This window comes from Natronolimnobius sp. AArcel1 (genome assembly GCF_011043775.1).
Taxonomy (GTDB): domain Archaea; phylum Halobacteriota; class Halobacteria; order Halobacteriales; family Natrialbaceae; genus Natronolimnobius.
In genome coordinates, this window is sequence record NZ_JAAKXY010000002.1 from 367,711 (window position 1) to 387,321 (window position 19,611).

18 protein-coding genes and 1 tRNA gene are annotated in these 19,611 nt (G+C 57.9%); 8 read left to right on the top strand and 11 right to left on the bottom strand.

Annotated elements, in window-relative coordinates; genetic code table 11:
* Positions 1–140: 140 nt before the first annotated feature.
* Positions 141–398: a pro-sigmaK processing inhibitor BofA family protein gene (locus G6M89_RS05940; RefSeq protein WP_165160883.1), complete on the bottom strand. Its 258-nt coding sequence runs from the start codon at positions 396–398 to the stop codon at positions 141–143.
* A gap of 242 nt (positions 399–640) precedes the next feature.
* On the opposite strand from G6M89_RS05940, the gene G6M89_RS05945 reads away from it, so the two are divergent.
* Positions 641–713 (top strand) — tRNA-Pro (locus G6M89_RS05945).
* 249 nt (positions 714–962) lie between these two features.
* Here the strand turns inward: G6M89_RS05945 and G6M89_RS05950 are convergent.
* Complete coding sequence (locus G6M89_RS05950; protein ID WP_165160884.1) at positions 963–1,238, bottom strand: HalOD1 output domain-containing protein; 276 nt, start codon at positions 1,236–1,238, stop codon at positions 963–965.
* Positions 1,239–1,459: 221 nt separating this feature from the next.
* On the opposite strand from G6M89_RS05950, the gene G6M89_RS05955 reads away from it, so the two are divergent.
* Positions 1,460–1,645 (top strand): hypothetical protein, encoded by a 186-nt coding sequence (locus G6M89_RS05955; RefSeq protein ID WP_165160885.1) that lies wholly within the window; start codon positions 1,460–1,462, stop codon positions 1,643–1,645.
* Positions 1,646–1,813: 168 nt separating this feature from the next.
* Here the strand turns inward: G6M89_RS05955 and G6M89_RS05960 are convergent, their stop codons facing one another.
* From G6M89_RS05960 to G6M89_RS05970, 3 genes are all read right to left on the bottom strand, one after another.
* Complete coding sequence (locus tag G6M89_RS05960; RefSeq protein WP_165160886.1) at positions 1,814–2,095, bottom strand: HalOD1 output domain-containing protein; 282 nt, start codon at positions 2,093–2,095, stop codon at positions 1,814–1,816.
* Positions 2,096–2,188: 93 nt separating this feature from the next.
* A complete protein-coding gene (locus G6M89_RS05965) occupies positions 2,189–4,606 on the bottom strand; it encodes a bacterio-opsin activator domain-containing protein (protein ID WP_165160887.1) in 2,418 nt (805 codons plus the stop codon).
* 130 nt (positions 4,607–4,736) lie between these two features.
* Positions 4,737–5,384 carry a helix-turn-helix domain-containing protein gene (locus tag G6M89_RS05970; RefSeq protein WP_165160888.1) on the bottom strand — a complete coding sequence of 216 codons (648 nt, stop codon included), beginning with the start codon at positions 5,382–5,384 and terminating at the stop codon, positions 4,737–4,739.
* A gap of 176 nt (positions 5,385–5,560) precedes the next feature.
* Between G6M89_RS05970 and G6M89_RS05975 the strand changes: the two genes are divergently transcribed.
* Positions 5,561–6,550, top strand: a complete 990-nt coding sequence (locus tag G6M89_RS05975) for an ornithine cyclodeaminase family protein (protein WP_165160889.1) — start codon at positions 5,561–5,563, stop codon at positions 6,548–6,550.
* A gap of 108 nt (positions 6,551–6,658) precedes the next feature.
* Here G6M89_RS05975 and G6M89_RS05980 read toward each other — a convergent pair whose 3' ends face one another.
* Entirely contained in the window at positions 6,659–7,357 is a 699-nt protein-coding gene (locus G6M89_RS05980; protein ID WP_165160890.1) for a DUF2071 domain-containing protein, read from the bottom strand.
* A 210-nt stretch (positions 7,358–7,567) separates the two neighbouring features.
* Complete coding sequence (locus G6M89_RS05985) at positions 7,568–9,634, bottom strand: DEAD/DEAH box helicase (RefSeq protein WP_165160891.1); 2,067 nt, start codon at positions 9,632–9,634, stop codon at positions 7,568–7,570.
* 207 nt (positions 9,635–9,841) lie between these two features.
* Between G6M89_RS05985 and G6M89_RS05990 the strand changes: the two genes are divergently transcribed.
* Entirely contained in the window at positions 9,842–10,825 is a 984-nt protein-coding gene (locus G6M89_RS05990) for a glycosyltransferase family A protein (RefSeq protein WP_165160892.1), read from the top strand.
* Positions 10,826–10,874: 49 nt separating this feature from the next.
* Here G6M89_RS05990 and G6M89_RS05995 read toward each other — a convergent pair whose 3' ends face one another.
* Together G6M89_RS05995 and G6M89_RS06000 are read right to left on the bottom strand one after the other, a co-directional pair.
* Positions 10,875–11,753 carry a hypothetical protein gene (locus G6M89_RS05995; RefSeq protein WP_165160893.1) on the bottom strand — a complete coding sequence of 293 codons (879 nt, stop codon included), beginning with the start codon at positions 11,751–11,753 and terminating at the stop codon, positions 10,875–10,877.
* A gap of 23 nt (positions 11,754–11,776) precedes the next feature.
* On the bottom strand, positions 11,777–12,685 hold the full coding sequence (locus G6M89_RS06000; protein WP_206335454.1) for a hypothetical protein: 909 nt from the start codon (positions 12,683–12,685) through the stop codon (positions 11,777–11,779).
* Positions 12,686–12,848: 163 nt separating this feature from the next.
* Between G6M89_RS06000 and G6M89_RS06005 the strand changes: the two genes are divergently transcribed.
* Together G6M89_RS06005 and G6M89_RS06010 are read left to right on the top strand one after the other, a co-directional pair.
* On the top strand, positions 12,849–14,636 hold the full coding sequence (locus tag G6M89_RS06005) for an ABC transporter ATP-binding protein (protein ID WP_165160894.1): 1,788 nt from the start codon (positions 12,849–12,851) through the stop codon (positions 14,634–14,636).
* 446 nt (positions 14,637–15,082) lie between these two features.
* Positions 15,083–15,430 (top strand): helix-turn-helix transcriptional regulator, encoded by a 348-nt coding sequence (locus G6M89_RS06010; protein ID WP_165160895.1) that lies wholly within the window; start codon positions 15,083–15,085, stop codon positions 15,428–15,430.
* A 341-nt stretch (positions 15,431–15,771) separates the two neighbouring features.
* Here the strand turns inward: G6M89_RS06010 and G6M89_RS06015 are convergent, their stop codons facing one another.
* Entirely contained in the window at positions 15,772–16,731 is a 960-nt protein-coding gene (locus G6M89_RS06015; protein ID WP_165160896.1) for a glycosyltransferase family 2 protein, read from the bottom strand.
* 296 nt (positions 16,732–17,027) lie between these two features.
* Here G6M89_RS06015 and G6M89_RS06020 point away from each other — a divergent pair, with 296 nt between their 5' ends.
* On the top strand, positions 17,028–18,356 hold the full coding sequence (locus G6M89_RS06020) for a sensor histidine kinase KdpD (protein ID WP_165160897.1): 1,329 nt from the start codon (positions 17,028–17,030) through the stop codon (positions 18,354–18,356).
* Positions 18,357–18,517: 161 nt separating this feature from the next.
* Here G6M89_RS06020 and G6M89_RS06025 read toward each other — a convergent pair whose 3' ends face one another.
* On the bottom strand, positions 18,518–18,712 hold the full coding sequence (locus G6M89_RS06025; RefSeq protein ID WP_005554588.1) for a cold-shock protein: 195 nt from the start codon (positions 18,710–18,712) through the stop codon (positions 18,518–18,520).
* Positions 18,713–18,857: 145 nt separating this feature from the next.
* Between G6M89_RS06025 and G6M89_RS06030 the strand changes: the two genes are divergently transcribed.
* Positions 18,858–19,322 (top strand): Lrp/AsnC family transcriptional regulator, encoded by a 465-nt coding sequence (locus G6M89_RS06030; protein ID WP_165160898.1) that lies wholly within the window; start codon positions 18,858–18,860, stop codon positions 19,320–19,322.
* Positions 19,323–19,611 lie beyond the last annotated feature (289 nt).

The window sequence follows — 19,611 nt, forward strand, 5'->3', positions numbered from 1 at the left end:
TTTAAATTACACGGTAATATCTAAAATAATAGTGTTTTGGCATGGAATGACTGGTGTAGCGGGCGTGAATAGGTATTGGCGACATCCCCTAGACACAGTCGTTCGAAGTAACTACGGAAGGTATAGACGGTTGAGGAGACCTACGGAACGAACGCGACTCCGAACAGTGAGAGTAAGATCACCAGCAGGGAGCCAGGAAAGCCACCGATGGCGACGATTGCGAGGGCGATCGGTGTGACGGCAACTTGTAATCCGAACATCGCCTGTGCAAGGAATAAAACGAGGAGTCCAACTGCAGCGTTCACGATAAACGGACGGACTGTCTGGATAATCGTCGACGCGCCGAGGACGACAACCAACACGACGATCAAGAGGAGGATCTCGAGTCCGGTGACCATGGGCGACACGATACTACCAACTGCAACTACTTACGCCGTTCGCACGACTGCAGAGGTTGCATCACAGCCACCCGCTGTGTGCTGATTAGTGAATCATGTTCGTCTCACACCCACTCTTTCGCGAACTGTCTACGATACCGAGAGGATGGCCCAGTCGATCAGAGACGACATCTGTCGGATGGATACTGTTTATCGGCGCAGAACGAAACCCTTTATAATCTCCGCACGCAATCAAGATGTACGGGATCGTGGGTTAGCCTGGTATACTTCGGGCCTTGGGTGCCCGTGACCCCGGTTCAAATCCGGGCGATCCCATATTTCTGCTGTACGTAACTCACTGAGTGCCAGCGATCGAAAACATGGTTCTGAATGCTTGCTTGATAGCACCTCGTGAGTCACGAGTCTTGAGGCGGATCCGAACGTAAGCGATACACACCCTATCGTAACGTCGCCTGAAATCGGGTGTGTCGTGTCTGAAAAGAGCGGCTATACGAGAGTGTTCCACTCGAAGAGAGGGGGTTCAGCGGCGGAAACTGGAGGTACTGTGGCCGCGACGAAATCGTATCAGTGGCCGGTAGAAACGGGTTCAGTCTGGGTCCCGGTGACGCCAGCCTCGGTCACGCTGATCGCGTCTGGACCGTCGACACGGATGCTGTATCCACAGTAGGTGAATTCAACCGTTGGAGTCTCCCAACTACCGGTCGTGTTTCGAAAGAGGGCCTCGAGTGCGTCAGTATCGACTGCGGTATGCAGTGGTGGCTGCATCGTTTCGGGTGCGACCCCCTCGTGTTCGGCGACTGTTGCAACGACGTTGTAACAGATCGACTGCTCCCCATCCATATGCTTCGGTGCCACAAGTCAATATATAAATATCAGTGATTGTACCGTGACAAGTGTATGACGCCCGTCAGACGAGCCACAGTTGCTGGTCGTGTCTTGCAGGAGTAGGAATAGTTAAGTTCTGTTAGCCGAGGTACAGTAAACAAGAGCATCGAATGGCCGTCAGTGATCATGCCACCACTCCGCGGACAAAACTACGATTGTATCACACCGCGCGGTGGATGGGGCGTCTGTACGTAAGTGCTGTGGTCGTGACGCTTGCGTACGCCAGTATCTGGGCGGTCAACACTGCAGGACTCATCCCCGACGGCTACATTGGGACGCTCTGGGCTAGTCTCTCGGTACTACTCGTCATTATTGGTGCTGTACTCATCCCATTACTGCTGGCGACGACTCCCAACGCGTAGGACCGTTTATAATAGTCACTGCAAGTCAGTGCACACCTACTCGCACGATGGCTGTGTGAGTCGTGTGTTCACAGGTTCAGTTGTTACTATAGAGGTGACGAGCCATCAGCGCGGTTGCAGAACAGTTTTCGGTTGTGTCAGAGTAACACACAGTAGTCCGTCTAACGGTTAGCCTTCACCGTCGGCGGGTTCCTGGGTGGCCCGTATTTTGCCCGTGGCGGTAACCCGGACAGTACAATCGAGATAGGAGAATTCGATGTACCCATTCGAGTGCTCCTGGAAGATGGTCTCGAGTGCGTCAGGATCGATTGCGTCGAAAAGTGGGTCAGATAACTCGAGCACAGATTCTTCACGGGCGTCGGCGACGACGCGAAGGATGGCGTGGGACAACGATTCATCGGCTTGTACATGATCGACAACAGGCTCTTCGCGGGCACCAGATCCACTCATGGCTGTACAAACAGAACCAGAGAGACGCGGATAGTCGTTTACCCTGTATGAATAACTGCTAGCGGGGACAGCGGTTAATGTTGATAAATCCGCTCAGTTGGCTTCGAAAAGCAGCGTCACCAGTTTTCGCTCGGCGGCGCGAATGTTCTCGGTCACCGTTGGCTGGGAGACGCCGAGTTGGTCAGCGATATCCTGGCCGGTGCTCTCTCGAGGTTTGTCAAAATACCCACTGTAGTAGGCTGCTCGCAACACTTCCTTTTGCCTGTCGCTCAACGTCTCCTCAAACGCCTGCTTAAATTCATCACGAACGTGAAAGTCACGCTCTCGAGACTCCTGTGCGGTGATAGAGACCGTCTCGAATCGCTGCTCGAGCATCGAAATAAACGAGCGGGTCGAGATGCTTTTGGGGAGTTCAACCGTGATGTTCGCTCGCTCGGCGGAGACGTCCATCGTATCGGGAACACCGCCGCGCTCGAGGACATGTTGGAACAGACATGGGTTGTCGATGAGGCTGGTGTACAGATGGCCGTTCTCCCGTTCGACGACGTGTGAGACGTCGTCAATGCCGTAGCAACGTGTTGCTGCGGCTTCGACCGTTTCGCGATCACGGTCTCGAACGGTAAAGTACGTCTGTGGCAGCCCATTTTCCTGAGAAACGATCTCCTCAAAGTGGATTGACGTGCCAAGTTCTGCAGCGAGGCCGATACTCGGAAGTGAGCGATCCTCGATTTGTAGCTCTAACACGGTGAGTTCGCCGCTGATCAGTGCCTGTTGTTTCTCGCGTGCGTTGATCGCGTGACCGACGCTTTCGCCGATAGTTTCGATCGCCGCCGTCACCTGCTCATCGAACGCATTCAGACGTGCGGAATACATTGTGAGAACACCATACGTCGATTCCTGGTAGATAACGGGAACGCTGGCGATTGAGCGATAGCCACGCCGGAGTGCATGACTTCGCCACGGTTCGAACGGTGGTTCACTGACTATCTCGTTGATGATCGTTGTTTGCCCCGTCTCATACGTCGTCACTGCCGGCTCGAGTGCAGACTGCGTCTCGTTGGCAGTCACTGACTCGAGGTAGGTCTCGCCGGACGGGCCCGAGTGAGTCGGTGAGAGTGTCGTCGCACCATCGGACGGCCGTCCGAACCAGGCGAACTCGAGGAACGACGTTCGGGCGAGTTGCGTACAGACCATGCGTTCGATGTCGGCCCGCGATGTGGCATCAACCAGTTCCTGTGTCGCTCGCTGAAGCAAGGAGATGAGCTCCTCGAGTTCCTGAATCTGGTGTTGCTGGCGCTCGAGTGTCGATGCCTGTGTGTCAATCGTGTCACGATGTGTGGTCGTATCGAAGATTGCCTGTACCGTCGTCTGTATCGTCTGCAAGAATGCCTCGTCGGTGTCGGTCAGTGAAACGTATGCGGGATGAACAAGCATCAACACGCCGTGGCGGCCAAGCGGAACGAAGGTGAGACTGTCGATGGGGAGGTCACAAACGGCATCGGAGACGGCTGCTGATGGGAGCGGGATCGTCGAAATTACGTTATCACCGGAGTACGCGTCCCATGCGTGCTCAGAGACAGCAGACGGGAGCGACTCAAGTGTGGCAAGCGCCGGCTGTGAGTCGGTCTCTGGTTTGAGTTGACCTGCTGCGTTGTCATAGAGCCAACCGGTCGACAGCGTCGGGGAAAACAGTGTTTCGAGCAGCGAGATGGTAGACTCGAGGACCCGTGAGCGACAGTCAGTCTGGGTCCGCGTGATCGATTCGGCAAATCCGGTGAGGACGTCCAGTTGTCTGGACCGTGCGATGTGGTTGCTGAGCGTTTTTAGCACCTGGATGAGGTGATCGAGATCGGTCTCACCAGCGGGTGTAGACAAAGCGGTATCGGCTAACTCATCAATGGCGACGTTCGAATACGCACCTATCGGCGTTCGGTACGTCGGATGCTGTGTGAGCGCTGTTTGAAGCATTGCGTCCGAAAACGCTGCCCGATCATAGAGACACAACGCGTGTACGGCGTGTTGCTCGACCAGCGTCTCAACCCGGCGTTCATATTCCTCGAGAATGGCTGGCTCGAGTGCGGCCGAAATAGGTTCGGAAAGTCGACCGACGACTCGGATCGGGTCGCCGTTCAAGTCATCAATATACTCAAGCAGCCAGCGAGCCATCGAGTCGGCGGTCACCGGTTCACTGGCCAGATACGTCTCCTCGAGTGGAACCAATAAGAGATCACCGCGATCGGTCGCCGCCGAGACGTCGATGCCGCGGGCTTTGAGCGCGGCCTCGAGGTCGGTTAGAAACGACGATGTGCCGGTTGCAATGCAAGTTTCGCCGATGTGAAGTCCACGAGAGAGCGACGCCGTCGCAGTCGCAAGTGTTTCTTGCAGCGTCTCACAAACAGCGATGCTGTGGGCCGAGTCTTGGTCACCGGGTGACCCAAGCGGTGCCGTGCGGTAGTGTCGTCGGTGGTCACCGTCCTGTCGTGAGTCGATTCGCGCGTTCGTATCATCCATAGTGAATCGTCGAGGTGACCAACCTTCCGTTCCTGCCGGTCTGGGAAGTCGAGGTACGGTACTGGTTCAACCGCGTAAAGGGTAACGGATTAGGACTTTATAAAAGAACAGAACCAAATATATTTGTATGTTAGTCGTCCGACACCAGTGTCGATCGCACTAAATGCTGGGTTCCTCGCCGGAGGAGGCCGCTTGCTGAGGGTGCCGAAATACCGAACTCATCCGCCAGTTCCTGTAACGAAACGTCGCGTGGTTCCTCGAAGTAGCCCGTTTCCACGGCACTGACAAGCAGTTCTCGCTGACGCGGTGTCAGCCCATAGCCAAGCGAGGAATCCAACGCTGACAATGAGTACAGGTGTCGAAGCACGAAGTGTAACCCGCAGTCGAGACACTGACTGCTAAACGTCGACAACCGATCATCACTGGGAAATCGAATCTCGAACTCCCAACCAGTCTCACGCCCACAGGCACCGAGCAAAACGGCATCGCTCGCTTGCAATCCGTCGCACAAATCAGTCACCCGATCTGTCCACGTTGCATGGTACAGTCGACTATCACTCTCAGTCATCAGCGACTCGAGTGTCTCGAGAGCGGGATCTGAGCGCGCAAGCCGCTCGAATTCGTCGAATTTAGTTCCCCAGACCCAAAAAAGCGCCATTGTTGACAGCTGGGTTGGCACGATACGTTCGAACTCGACGCGATCAACGCTCGGAAGCACAAGCGCTTCCTCGAGAACAAAAGATTCGGGTTCTAGTTCGAACTCGGCTATGATCCCCATCGGCTACCCCGACAACTAGAGCCTATACGAATAGGTTTGTCGAATCGGATAGTTATACTAATAAGCGACTCTCAGCGTCGTTGACGTAGTCGAAGAAAGTGGTGTTTCATTGCATTCAGAGTGATCGAGAGTCACGAAGTACAACGAGTTAAGTACACACACCAATATTTCCCAATATGAACACGCTATTATTAGACAGTAACGATGTCGACGAGTATGCTACCCTCCCTGCAGTGATCGATGCTGTCGAAGATGCGTTCGCGGCGTTTGAACGTGGAACGACACAGATGCCAGCGAAGTCCTACATTGATCTTCCGCAGTACAACGGCGATTTTCGCTCGATGCCGGCGTACCTCGATGCCGGCGACTGGGACGCTGCCGGTCTCAAGTGGGTAAACGTTCATCCAAACAATCCGACTGACCATGACCTGCCAACCGTTATCGGGACGATGATCTATTCCGATCCCGAAACCGCGTTTCCGCTCGCGATTATGGACGGGACGAGTCTGACAATGAAACGAACCGGCGCTGCCGCCGCCGTCGCAACGGACTACCTCGCACGCGAGGACGCAACAAGCCTTGGGATCGTCGGTGCCGGTGTTCAGTCGTACACCCAGTTACGTGCAATCAGTGAGGTCCGCCAGATCGAGACTGTCATCGTCTCCGATCAAGACGACGAGCGCGCCACGCGACTCGTCGAGACGTTCGACGCGGAGTTCGACATCCGTACCGGTTCGATCACCGAAGCGGGCCACTGCGACGTCCTCTCGACGGTGACCCCGGTCGACGACCCGATTATCTCTCGCGAGGATGTCGGCGAACAGACCCACATCAACGCGATCGGCGCCGACGCCGAGGGCAAACACGAACTCGCTGATTCTCTGCTCGAGGCGGCACGAATCGTGATCGACGACCACGAACAGTGTACCCACTCGGGCGAGATCAACGTCCCCTACAGCGAGGGCGTCATAACTGATACAGACATTCATGGCGAAATTGGAGAACTGGTCGTCGGTTCGATTGAGGGTCGTACCGAAGCAACCGGTGTGACTGTTTTCGATTCGACCGGCCTGGCGATTCAGGATGTTGCCGCCGCACACGTCGTCTACGAGAACGCTCGAGGAACCGGTTCCGGCTATGAATTCGGACTACTCAACAGCGCCTGAAACACGCTTCGAGGTCGGGTTGTCGGCCCGGTTGGAGGACAGGTCGCAGTCTGACCAAAGCTGACGGGCAGGTGTCTGATTGAGGCTCGAGAAGGTACGTTTCGACACCTATCGGCGTTGCCAGCGTGGTAGTGACCCCGTCATCTGCAGTTCATCACAGTAGTACGCTCGCGGCGAGTCAGTTGGCTCCGGAAGCCCATTGGCCGCAAGCATCGTCTGTTCGTGTATCGCGACCGACGCCGGCTGGATCGGCCACGGATCGTGGGCAATTTCACCTGTTAATACGGTGTGTTCACCTGGTGCGTAGAATCGCCGGCGCTCCATACTCCAGTGTTCGAACGATCCTGGCTCGGGAAGCTCGACGGGACCGTCCGGACGATACGTCGCTGCAAACCAGCCAGGTTCAACAGTGGTTCGATCGACAACTGTCGGTGACTGGAGTGGTTCCCGACGGCTCGAGAAGGCAATTCCATCTTCGCTACCGCTGACACGCATGTTCGCTGCCGTCACCGAGAGTCGCGTGTGATCGGCGAGCGTGGCAAGTAGCGGCCTGTTCAGATCGATGCTGAAAAAGTACAGTCCCGATCGACCGCGATAGGAAACGTACGTCCGCACGTTGAGTTCGGCAACGGCAAACCGTGTCGCTGCTGGTAAGCCGCGAAGGCCGACGTTCGTCAATACGAACGGCAACACGCTCACCCAGGCCGATCCCTCCCACGTCTCGAGCGTCAACGGGGCGGGAACGTGCGGACGGAGCTGTGCAGGGTCGACGGGCCAGTGGAGAAACAGCCCGTGGCGCCACGTCATTGACGCAACATGTGGTTCTCGCGAAGTCGTCGCTCTGACTCGGTGTGGATCCGGGTGCGGACGGTGTGTGTTCATTCCAACGTGTCGCTATCATCTCAATACGGCGGGAGCCGACATAAAACGGATAGCTGTCTGTCAGATACAGTTGAGATCGGTTTCTGATGGCTGTCTGGACACCTTGAACGAGTTCCGACGATAGTGGCAGGACAATTATAATTCGTCGTCTCGAAGTTCGATATCTGCGATGAGTTCGTACGGATGGGCGTCCTTACGGATCCCGTCGATAAGCGTGAACGCCTCGCCCGGATTCAGGAAATGACGGGTGACAACCTCTCCGAGCGGCGTTGGCTCGAGGCCGTCGATGAACTCGTACTGCAGGAGTTTGCCGACGGCATGTTTCGTTGGAACCTGTCCGAGCATCCGGTCGTTGAGTGCCTTCGCGGCTTTGCCGCCGACGGTGACGTTGGCCAGCGTTTCCTCGATGGCAGCATCTTCATCGTAGTGGGTCATCACGGACTCCATATCGCCTTTCAGGAGTTTGAACGCGACTTCGTCCTCGCTCATCTCCATCGAGTTGTGATACGCGCAGTCAGGTTCGACCAGCACGTAGACGGTCCCTTTATCGTGATAGTCTGGCCGACCTGCTCGCCCGAGCATCTGGTGGAACTCCTGGACAGAGAGCCACTCGATCCCCATCGCCAGCGAGTCGAAGACGACCTGTGAGGCCGGGAAGTCGACACCAGCGGCGAGTGCGGCGGTCGTCACGACGGCGGCGAGGTCTTGCTCGCCGAACTGCCGTTCGACGCGCTTGCGGCGTTTGTAGTCGAGTCCCGCGTGATACGGTGCTGAGGAGTACTCGAGTTTGCGGGAAATTTCGTGACACCGTCTCCGGGAGTTGGTGAAGATAATCGTCTGGCCGCGATATCCTTTCGAGGATTCGGTATCGAACTCGCGTCTGACGAGTTTGTTCTCGATGCGGAGCTTTTCTTGGCCGTCGGCAAACGTCACGTGGCGCTCGATCGGAACCGGGCGCTCCTCGAACTCGATAAGCGTCGACTCGAGCGTTCCTGCCAACTGTTCGGGGTTGCCAACGGTTGCAGAGAGGTAGACCCACTGTGCGCCACCGTAGTCGTCTCGTCGTTTTGCCCGCTGCTCGCAGGTGTATTTAAGTCTCGAGATGAGTCCGTCGAGTCGGTGGCCGCGCTCGTCTTCTTTCAGCGTGTGGACCTCGTCGATGACGACGGTACCGATGTCGCCCATGTCCTTGCCTGTCCGCAGGGCGTGGTCGATCCCTTCGTAGGTGCCGACGATAACGTCGGCGTTCGGGTCGAACTGGTTGCCGTCATCCGTGATTCGACTCGCGCCGACGCGGATCGAGACGTCGACGAGGTGGCCGTACTCGTCCTGAAAGTCCTCGTACTTCTGATTCGCGAGCGCGACGAGCGGGACGAGAAAGAGCATCTTCCCCTTGCCGTTGAGTACGCGATTGAGGCCGGTCATCTCGCCGACCAGCGTTTTCCCCGTCGCCGTCGCGGAGACGACCATCTGGTCTTCCCCATCAAAGAGTCCGTTCTCGACGGCGAGGCTCTGGACCGGCAGCAGCGTTTCGAATCGATCCTCAAGCAGTCCCTGCAAGCCCGGATGAAGACTGAGCGAGTCGATTCGAACGGGGTCGACCTCGTCGGTCGTCGCCGAAATCGTATCGAACTTCGTCAGATCGGGATCGAGTCGTCCCTTGAGCAGGTTGACGATCCGTTCTAAGTCCTGGACCTCCATCATGAGATCCTCGAGTCGCTCTTTCGCTGCACCCGTCACCTGCCCGCCGCCCGAATACGATAGTTGGCGCTCGAGTTCCTGACGCGCACAGTCCTTGCAGATCCAGTCCTGATCGTCTTTGACGGCCGTTTCGGTGGTTATCGGCGAGTACCGACCCGCGGAGGCGCAGTACCGACAGGTCCGGACGGCCTTTGCCTTGTCCTCGAGTTGGTATCCCTCGAACATTTCGAGCAGTTCCTCCCGCCCTGTTCGAGAGGTTTGCTCGGAGATGCGAATGCGTTTGGCGCGCCGGGCGAGTTCGACGAACTCGTCGGGTTGGCGTGGTTCCTCGCTCGAGCCATCCTTGAGTCGGAACTTCGCGGGGCGTGGGCCGGCGTTGGTATCCGAGAGCCCAAGCTTTGCCCGAAACAGTCGTTGTCCGTCCCGCTGGACAACGACAAGATAGTCGTTGCCCGTTTCGTGGCAAAAGATTGTCTCGACCTGCTGGACCTGCTTCGACACGACTACTCCTACTATGGTAGCGTACTTGAGCGATTCGGACTCGAGTCCACTTGGTGCTGTACCCTCCCCCGTATGGTGCGGCTAGCGGTGGGTCTGGCCTGTGGTGAACCACCGCTGGCAATCGAATTCAGACGACAGTCACAGTAGCAAGTCATTAGTAACCAGCGACTGGTCCCAACTCCGAATAGTGACCACCGAATGGGAGCCATGAGTGACCAACCACTGGTGAGTGTCGTGTTGCCTACATATGACCGACCAGACATGCTCATCGAGGCGGTCGACAGCGTTGCCAACCAGACCTATCCATCAATCGAGTTGATTGTCGTCGACGACTGCTCACCGACGCCAGCGGCGGACGTCCTCGAGGAGCGGGGCCCGGATGACCTCGAATGGCGCTGTTACAGACACGAGGAAAACCGAGGGGCGAACACGGCACGGAACACAGGCATCCGTGAATCTGTGGGTGAATGTATCGCATTTCTCGACGACGACGATCGGTGGGAGCCCGACAAGATCGAATTGCAAATCAACGCGTTCGACGATGACGACGTTGGTGTGGTCGTCGTCGGCCAGCGATACATCTCTCGAGACACACAGACGGCGACGAACCTCCCCAGTGTCGAGGGCGATGCAACGGCGGCACTGATTGGCGATGCAACGGCGGGGCCGTTTTCGACGATCGCGGTTCGCCGATCTGCAATCGAAGACGCCGGCACGCCTGACGAACGATTTCCCGCCTGGCAGGACCGTGAGTGGCTGTTGCGACTCTCCTGTCACTGTGAGTTCGCCTCAGTACGCCAGCCGCTCGTGATCCGTCGCTACGGCGATTACGAGCAGATCGGCAACGACTTCGAAGGAAAACGCGATACGTCCTATCCGCTCTATCTCGAGAAACATCAGGAGCTGGCGGCCGAACACGACCGCGAACGGCTTTTTGAAGCACAACTTGCAACAGGTGTTGCGGCTGCCGGAATCACGAATGGTCACTACAGCGATGCACGCTCGTTTGCGGTGAAAGCAGTGCGGACAAAGCCACGATTCCTCCCAGCGTATCTGTATCTCACGCTCGCGGTCGGTGGCCCCTATCTGTACGAAATCGCAACCCGATGCAAACACGGGCTCACTCGGCTCGGACGCAATCTCTCTCGCCTTGGCGAATCCGTAACGTATCGACTGGGCCGAAGTACCTGAATACGCTCGAGGCGATCGACACAAGCCTCTCAGACGTTTTTGCGTTGTCTCAACACCCGCGGAGATCGGGATGTGTGGACTCGGATGCTGACGCCGCCACACACCGGTCCATCCATCCCTGATGTCTGACGAGAAAAACGACCGGCACTGCCTCGAGGCCGAGCAGTTTTACAATCGCCAGTCGGTGTTTGCCGGAGACAAGCAGCAAGTCGCCGTCACGGCCGATGTCGACCGTGATTTCGTGGCGTAGACAGTGCCGGAAGCCAACCGACGGATCACGTCCCAGTCGCTCGCGCTGGGAGCGATACCCGTCATCGCGAATCAGCTCGTACAACGTATCGAGCTGGCGACAGCGCTGATCGATTGCCGCGTTTGTCTCGCACTCGTGCCAGACGCGTTCAGGCGTCGATTTCGGAACGAGCGCCTTCGCTCGCTGCACGAGTTCCGTTTCGTCCCACGGAACATCGTCCTCGAAATGAGCCTCGAGCGAGCGATAGAGAACCGAATGTTCGAATCGATTGGCAAGAAAGAGGTGCGCTGGTGGCCCCTCATAGTCGGGGTCGATCGGCGGGTCCTCGCGCTGGTCCCAGTCACCACCTTGCACCGCGCCGAACTGCTCGAGGCGGTCCCGGTAAGGCGGGTACTCCCGCCGAGTGTGACGCACGATCCGCTCGGGCGATACCCACTCGAGTTTGAACGGGTCCGGTGCGACAGCGTCCGGGAACGACGCGACATCGTTCGCACAGCGACGGCGATAATAGGTCTCAGCAACGCGCCAGTGGAGTGTTGGGTGAAGCCGCGGGCGGCTAATCGCGTACTCGAGGGCCGTCCGAGCCAGTGCAGTTAGCCCGGCAGTCTCGCACACGTCTCGAGCCATGCGGGCGTTTTCAACAGCTGAGCGCGTTGTCGGTCCAACTCCCAGTCCCATCAGTTTGTTCGAGACAGCCGCCCTCAGCGGAAAGGTATGTATCCATTACTGTCTGTATTGGGGAGGGGAAGCCATCGGCTGTGTCTCGAGGAGTCCTCGAGGTCGCACAGATCGGGGTGGTCACATGGCGGTGCATCCGCGCCCGTAAGTGGGCCATCGCGTGCGTAGGCATCTCGCGTTTCCATCCATTCCACGTGGCGCACGAGCACGCCGACTGGGATCGACTCGAGGCCGAGCAGTTTCGAAATGGCGAGGCGGTGGCGGCCGTTGACGAACAGCAGTTGTCCGTCGCGGGCGATATCGACGACGACCTCGTCGGTCACGCGCTGGATAGAGGGCTCGCCGAGGGCCTGCTGTGAGTGATAGCCCGACGAGCGAATCTGCTCGTAGAGGGCGTCGATTTTCGCACAGCGCTCGAGAATGGCGTCGCTCGAGGTGAGGCTGCGCCAGGATGGCTCACCGCGCTCGGCGAGGGTGAGACAGCGCGCGACGAACGGTGTGTCTTCCCAGTCGACGCCGTCGTCGAAGTGTGCCTGTAGCGAGCGGAAGAACGTACTCTCAGTGAAGCCATCGGCACGATACAGGTCGTAGCGTTCGCGATAGTCTGGATCAGTGATCGGAGCCTCAGCACGCCGATCCCAGTCGCCGCCGCGGACGGTTCCCAACTGCGCGCTCTTTTCGTGATACGGCGGATACGCCCGTCCGGTAAAGGACTCGACTCGAGCGGGGTCGACCTGCCGAACCGCGAACGGGTCCGGTGGGTGGTCGTAGGTGTCGAACTCGTCCTCGAGTGCGAGTCGGTGATAGGCGTTTTTGACGGTCGGTGGGATGGGGACTGGGAGCCGGTTGGAGAGGTCTGCGATCGATGGACGGCGCACGTGCGCTCGAGTCAGTCCTGTTTCTGTGGTGGGACTGTCCCCGTCGGTGCTCATAGACAAACGCTCGAGAACCAGACGCTAAACTAGTCACTCTGTTCCGTGCTGGCGTCGGTTGGAAAGGTGGCCATTCCATGCGTCGACTGCAGTCCTGTCAGCGTGGTTTCTGGGTAGAATCTCCATAACAAGGCGTGGGCGACGTGTTTGTGACACCACTCAGATGTCTACGGAGGATCTGTCGTTACGTGAAAAACTGCGCGGGTTGTATCTCATCGCAACCTTCCGTCCGTGGCTAACGGCCCTGATTGTCCTCTTTAGCGGGGTCGTTGCCATATTGGAAGGGATTGGGATCAGCTTCATCGTCCCAATTGTCGAACTCACGCAGGACCCAGACGCAGCATCACAGGCCGACGGCATCGCCGGGCTGTTCGTCTCCGCGTTCGACCTGCTCAACATCCCGTTCTCCCTCGGGTACATCGTCGTCGCAGTCAGCGCCGTCATGGCTGTTCGCTTCCTCTCGAGTATCGTCCTCGCGTGGTTGCGCGTCATGCTCCAGACGTGGTACGTTCGGGAACTCCAGCAACAGGCGTTCGAAAACGCGCTCAACGCCCATACGGCCTACTTCGATCAGGAAGGGTCAGACGACATCATCAACGCAATCGTGACGCAAGCGGAGTACGCCGGGAAAGTGATCCGGGATACCGTTCGCCTCTTCGGTGCGCTCTTGCTCACACTCGCATATCTCTCGGTTGCGTTCTACATCTCGCCGATGCTGACGCTGCTTGCTGGCGGTTCCATCGCTATCCTCACAGTCGTCATCCGTGGACTCCCTGCTGCCGGCTACACCGTCGGCGACCGCGTTGCAGATGCGAACGAACAGATTCAACAACGCGTTCAGGCAGGCACGCAGGGCATTCGTGACGTGCGCTTGCTCGGCGTCGACGACACCATCTACAACGAATTCTCGAGTTCGCTCGACCGATTCACCGAGGCGACGATTGCGCTCGGACGCAACGAGGAAGTGATCAACAACGTCTACAACCTCTCGATTGCCGTCCTTGTCTTCGCGCTCATCTACGTCTCGATTGCTATCGCGGACATGTCGCTTGCAACACTCGGTGTCTTCCTCTTTGCCATGTTCCAGGTCGGCCCGAGCGTCAGCCAGGCGAACAAGTACTTCTACAAGGTCGAGGGGCGACTCCCGCACCTGCTTCGCACCCAGCAGTTCATCGCGGAACTCGAGGCAAACCAGGACGTCGAGGGTGGTGACCGACCGGTTCCGGCGGATCCGACACCAATTGAGTTCGACTCGGTGTCGTTCGCCTACGGTGAGGACGAACAGGTGCTTGAGGACCTCTCCTTTGCCGTCGAGCGCAACGAGTTCGTCGCCTTCGTCGGCCAGTCCGGCGCTGGCAAGTCAACGATTGCGGCATTGCTCGCCCGCCTGTACACGCCTGACTCCGGTGAGATTCGGGCCGGGCGAACCCCAGTGGGCGAGTACGACGTCGACGAGTGGCGCGACAACGTCGCGTTCGTCCGCCAGGACCCGTTCATCTTCAACGACACACTGCGAGAAAACGTGCTGATGGGCAATCCCGATGCGAGCGAGGAGGAGTTTGAGTGGGCCTGCAAAACCGCCCAGGTCACAGAGTTCGCCGCTGACCTCGAGAACGGCTACGATACCGACCTCGGGGATGACGGCGTTCGCCTGTCGGGTGGCCAGCGCCAGCGGGTAGCACTCGCACGCGGCTTACTCGAGGATGCGCCAATTCTCGTCCTCGATGAGGCGACGAGCGCACTCGATGCGACTATCGAACAGCGCGTCCAGAACGAACTCGAGTCGATGGAGCAGGATCGAACCGTGATCGCCATCGCCCATCGCCTGTCAACGGTGAGAGACGCGGATCGCATCTACGCGCTCGAGGACGGCAACATCGTCGAACGCGGCCGCCACGGCAGTCTCGTCGAGCAGGACGGGGCGTACGCGGAGTTGTACGCAGCGCAGTAAGGTCGGATGTGGACGCTGCGTTTCCTTCGAGTTGTCGCAGCAGCTGTCGAAGCGCTTGCAGTTCCGTTTGTCGTCGATTCACGCAGGCTGGCGTGAGCGAGTGAAACGAGCGAGAACCGTAGACAGTGCGGGCACTGTGTCACTCGGTGCAGTTGTGACTATCAGTAGTTGGGAGTACGGTTTCTTTATTCAGAGGGAGGTGTGAAACTCGCGGAGAGTATAGGTAGTACACTGATCAAGACCGACTCTCTCTTTCCAGTGAGGGTACACTTATCCGTCTGTGGGTCGATATTCTATTACGGAACCAATCCACTCACTGTGCCCAGCCCCCAATTATAGAGAGGGCGCTTGAACCGGTTTGCGCCGGTCGATCACTCACACCTTGTTCTCTTCGCGTGGCAGTCACGCGGGACACAGTAGATTCCGCAACACGAGCCACGCAACCAATGAATTCTAACACAATCGAAATCAAACCAGACGCCACCCTCAACGAACTGTTCGAGATACTTAGCCACCCCACGCGACGACGCATCCTCTCAACACTTGCGACGCGTAACCCCCGTGACGAAGACGAGTTCCAGACAGAGACCTCCTCGTCCGATGCTGATGATGATCTTGAACAATTTCTCCTTCAACTCACCCATCTACATCTACCGAAACTGGCTGACGCAGAGTTCATCAATTGGGATCGTGAGACAAACACAGTTACACGTGGGCCACGCTTCAAGGAAATCCAGCCTCTAATCAAATTGATGCAAGAAAATCAAGATGAACTGCCTGACGGGTGGCCATAACAACTCCCTTGATCAGTTCGCATCTGTAGTTGCCGAATCACCCTGATTCAGTTTCAAACATGGTTCTGAATAAAGAAACCGTGCTATTATCTACTGCTATAGAAAGGACGCTGCTCTCGTGGACACAAGGGATTACCACGTCCTCCCCAGCCGATTCGCTCACGATGTTCGCTCATCCCTCGCGTGGTTTTGTCAGCCGGCCTCACTGGTGTTCGGCCGGCCGACAGCACACGCCACCGCATGCCAGATGATCGGAACTAGATGATACCACCGCCGCCTGTACTGAACGCGGGTGCCACGGATTATCGGAAAATCGAATTCGCAGTCGCTCGCGGTCGCGCTTACGTCGCGCGTTCGTCTGTCCGCCCGAGGTCGTCCGCACTCGAGGAACTGTCCGACTCGAGGTGGGTCGCCAGCCGACCGGCGGCGCTTGCGAGTCGGCGCAGGGAGCCAACGCCGTAGAGGCCGAGTTTGTCAGTGTACGAGAGATCGTCCCACTCATCACCGAAGTTCCGGTGAAATCTGAGGGGGTGGGGCGGCACGTACGTCAGCGGATTCCAGAGCGAGAGCGTCTCGTAGCGTTCAGGATACTTCTGCTGGCGTTGGGCGATGCCGCGACCGATCCGGACATACTTCTCGAGTAGCGAGCGAAGCGACGTCCGTGCAGGATGGATGACCCGTGCAGTCGGCTCGTAGTGGAGGTCGTAGCCAGCCGCGGCGACGCGCTGGCCGAACTCCGTATCACCGCCGGAAACGAGTTCGGCGTCGAACTCGCCAACGTCGGAAATCACGTCTCGAGCGACGACCAGCGCACACGTCGGCGCGAATTCGTTTCGCTCGATGTAGCGTTCGACCGGAAAGCCAGTGAGTTCGTTGTACAGCCCCGCGAACGTCTCGCCGTTGCGTTCAATTTCGACTCGAGAGCCGACGTAGTCGACGCCGTGGTTCTGTGTCGCCGCTACGGCGGCCTCGAGCCAGTCCGAATCGGCGACGACATCGGCGTCGATAAACGCGAGATAGTCACCGTCACTTTCGCGAATCCCCGTGTTTCTGGCTGCGTAGGATCCTTGCGTATCGAACTCCGTCTCGAGGCGGATGCGGTCGGGGTGGTCGGCTGCAATCGTGCGAACGACTGACCGTGTTTCGTCGTCAGAGCCGTTGTCGACGACAACGATCTCAGTTGCGTTGGTTGGATAGGTCTGCTCGAGGAGGGACTCGAGGGTCGTTCGAATCCCTTCCGGATCGTTGTAGACGGGGATGATGACCGACACGGATGGTGGGTCGTGGCCGAGCGAAGACATAGCTCGTCTCCACCCTCATGGGATAGCCAATTAGTTAGCGGGTCAATTCCAGGCTGTTTGTGTCCCGCAGGGCCGGTGTGCTCTATCGAGGCCATCCAGATGGGTCCACTGGGTGGGGGTCTCGAGGGCGGGAAGACCCACAGCACCGCATCAGGCGACGACTGTCCGCTAGTTCTCCTCTACCCCCGAACCGTTCTGTGGTCGGCTGGCGAACCGGCATCGCAGACTGTCTCACGACCGGCCATTCGTAAACTGGCCAGCACGATTATGTATTGGTAATCGAAACTACAGCAGTAATGTCGGGGAGATGGGGTGGACTCGGCGAACGGCCGTGGCTCTCGCCAGCGGCCCAGCGGGTGACCGGTGTGAGCACCATCTGTGGGTGTGGGCTCGTGCTCGTGGCCGTCTCCATGGTCTATCTCTTTCGTATGGCCTCAAGCAGCCTTATGGCGGTAACGGCGCTGCTATCCGTGCTGTTAGCGCTCGTCGTCGTTGGCGCTGGCGGTTGGCTGTGGCACCGATCCATGTCGGGCTGGGGCGTGCTCCGGGTCGCCGGCTGGATGGTGATCGGAATGGCCGGCCTTGGAACGCTGTTTCTGTGGACGCTTACGCACCAACTTGCCTACGGCGGAACGATGCCACAGGCGCATTTCGTTCTCGCGAACACGCTCGCCGCGGGCAGCGTCATCGGGATTGCAATCGGCCTCTACGACGTACAAGGCCAGCAGTATCGACGCCAACTCGAGCGCGAACGGTCGAAGCTATCGGACGAACGGGCAAAACTCGCGTTTCTCAATCGGATGCTTCGCCACTACGTATTAAACGGTGTCAACATCATCACAGGGCACGTCGGAATGCTCAAACGGACACCTGAATCAGACGGCCGCGAGCATCTGGATGTCATCCATGACCAGAGCGAGGACGTCGCCGATGTCGTCCGAAAGTTTCGCTACCTCACACAGGCGTTAGTCGGCGAGACAGAACGCGGGCCTCGAGACCTTTCAGGCACCTTATCCCGCCGAATCACGATCACTGCCCAGGCCCACGAACAGGCGACGATTCAGGCAGAGATTCCAGATGGCGTCACGGTACTTGCAGACGAGATGCTCGATCAGGTGTTCGAGAATCTCCTGACGAACGCAATCGTGCACAACGATCAGGCGACCCCTCGAGTCGACGTTACCGTGACAGAACACCCGGACACGGACACGGTCAGTGTCACCATTGTCGACAACGGCCCCGGACTACCCGAGGAGCAACGGGCCTCCATCCTCGAGTGGGAGACAAAGCGCGAGGAGGACACAGACGCAGGGATCGGACTCGCAATCGTCGAGACGCTGGTTGATCGCTATGACGGTTCGATTTTGGTGTCGGATGCCGAGCCACGCGGAACCAGCGTTCGCGTTGAACTGCCGACGGCGTCGGGAACGGCACTGACGCACGAGTCGACATCGACAGCTGACCGCGCTCCTGCCGTCGATATCTCACAGACGATACAGTCGGCAGACGATGCTGATGGCGCTGACGGCGCGACACTCAACGCAGAGTCGTCCGATGAAACAGCCGCAACTGAGTCGACAGCCACGACTGACCAGCACGATCCGATGCCGTCGGCGACGCGTTGAGTAGGCTGGAAGACAGCAGTAGGACAGACCGCTCGAGCGATCGCTCAGAAATGTAAAATACTGCAATCAAGTGCCGATACTAGTACGAATTGATAGCCCAACTGAAACGGGAACAGACGGCCACAGAGACTGCGGCGCCCGGTCGTTCAGTTGCGTCTACCTTACAGGCGCTCGACGTTCGTCGCGCGTGGGCCTTTTGGGGCCTGCTCGATGTCGAACTCAAGCTCCTGTCCTTCCTCAAGGTCCGGGCCGCCGATGTCTTCCATGTGGAAGAACACGTCGTCGTCCGCGTCCTCAGTCTCGATGAATCCGTAGCCGCCAGTGTCGTTGAAGAAATCAACGGTTCCTTTCGCCATTGCTTCTAAAGAGAGTTGCTGGATGCGTATAAACGCTACGACTCGAATCGGACGATGAACAATCGCCCCACTACGCGTGGACGGGCTGTATTCGGCAGGTCCGGCAGCCGAAGCCCCTTATATTCTCCCGGCGAAACCATCGGCCATGACGAAGTACGAACTCGACGCGATTGATCGGGAGATTCTCTATGCGCTTCAAGCGGAAGCGCGCAATCTCTCCTCGAGCGAGATCGCGCAACGAACCGACGCCTCCTCGAGTACGGTCCGAAAGCGAATCCAGCGCCTCGAGTCGGAGGGGATCATCAAACGCTACAGCGCGGAGATCGATTACACGATGTCCGGCCATCCGATCCGGATGTTGCTGTTCTGTACGGCACCGATTCCGGAGCGTGGCGAGTATCGTGAGCAGATCCTGGACATCCCACGGGTCATCTCGGTGCAAGAACTCGTCACCGGTGAGGAGAACCTGCTCGTGACGGCCGTTGGTGAGACAGACAGGGATATTACGCCCGTCGCACAGGAACTCTCGGACCTGGGGCTGACGATCACTGACGAAGTGCTCGTTCGGAGCCACGAAACAACGACGTTCGACGAGTTTTCCAGCAAGTGAAGGTAGATTCGCGCCTGCGAGAACGGTTTCGATGACCCGTAATTCGCGATCGCATCTGTCCCGAGAAAACTAGTGCTCGAGTCGCCAGTTCGTCTCAGTTTGGACGATACTATCAGTATATCGAACGGATTGTTCGGGGTAACGATCCACTCGAGGCCGTCTGTCGCTGTCACAGGGTAGGCAGTACAGCTGATCGGCGGATTCGATTGCCGTATTTTCGTTCCACCCCCACTATCTCTCCCATGTGATTTTCACACATTCCTCATATAAGGACCATAATGTTCTTTAA

Excerpts from the sequence above, each read along its gene's own strand:
- G6M89_RS05940 (WP_165160883.1), bottom strand. The coding sequence starts at position 398 with ATGGTCACCGGACTCGAGATCCTCCTCTTGATCGTCGTGTTGGTTGTC.
- G6M89_RS05950 (WP_165160884.1), bottom strand. The coding sequence starts at position 1,238 with ATGGATGGGGAGCAGTCGATCTGTTACAACGTCGTTGCAACAGTCGCC.
- G6M89_RS05955 (WP_165160885.1), top strand. The coding sequence starts at position 1,460 with ATGGGGCGTCTGTACGTAAGTGCTGTGGTCGTGACGCTTGCGTACGCC.
- G6M89_RS05960 (WP_165160886.1), bottom strand. The coding sequence starts at position 2,095 with ATGAGTGGATCTGGTGCCCGCGAAGAGCCTGTTGTCGATCATGTACAA.
- G6M89_RS05965 (WP_165160887.1), bottom strand. The coding sequence starts at position 4,606 with ATGGATGATACGAACGCGCGAATCGACTCACGACAGGACGGTGACCAC.
- G6M89_RS05970 (WP_165160888.1), bottom strand. The coding sequence starts at position 5,384 with ATGGGGATCATAGCCGAGTTCGAACTAGAACCCGAATCTTTTGTTCTC.
- G6M89_RS05975 (WP_165160889.1), top strand. The coding sequence starts at position 5,561 with ATGAACACGCTATTATTAGACAGTAACGATGTCGACGAGTATGCTACC.
- G6M89_RS05980 (WP_165160890.1), bottom strand. The coding sequence starts at position 7,357 with ATGACGTGGCGCCACGGGCTGTTTCTCCACTGGCCCGTCGACCCTGCA.
- G6M89_RS05990 (WP_165160892.1), top strand. The coding sequence starts at position 9,842 with ATGAGTGACCAACCACTGGTGAGTGTCGTGTTGCCTACATATGACCGA.
- G6M89_RS05995 (WP_165160893.1), bottom strand. The coding sequence starts at position 11,753 with ATGGGACTGGGAGTTGGACCGACAACGCGCTCAGCTGTTGAAAACGCC.
- G6M89_RS06000 (WP_206335454.1), bottom strand. The coding sequence starts at position 12,685 with ATGAGCACCGACGGGGACAGTCCCACCACAGAAACAGGACTGACTCGA.
- G6M89_RS06005 (WP_165160894.1), top strand. The coding sequence starts at position 12,849 with ATGTCTACGGAGGATCTGTCGTTACGTGAAAAACTGCGCGGGTTGTAT.
- G6M89_RS06010 (WP_165160895.1), top strand. The coding sequence starts at position 15,083 with ATGAATTCTAACACAATCGAAATCAAACCAGACGCCACCCTCAACGAA.
- G6M89_RS06015 (WP_165160896.1), bottom strand. The coding sequence starts at position 16,731 with ATGTCTTCGCTCGGCCACGACCCACCATCCGTGTCGGTCATCATCCCC.
- G6M89_RS06020 (WP_165160897.1), top strand. The coding sequence starts at position 17,028 with ATGTCGGGGAGATGGGGTGGACTCGGCGAACGGCCGTGGCTCTCGCCA.
- G6M89_RS06025 (WP_005554588.1), bottom strand. The coding sequence starts at position 18,712 with ATGGCGAAAGGAACCGTTGATTTCTTCAACGACACTGGCGGCTACGGA.
- G6M89_RS06030 (WP_165160898.1), top strand. The coding sequence starts at position 18,858 with ATGACGAAGTACGAACTCGACGCGATTGATCGGGAGATTCTCTATGCG.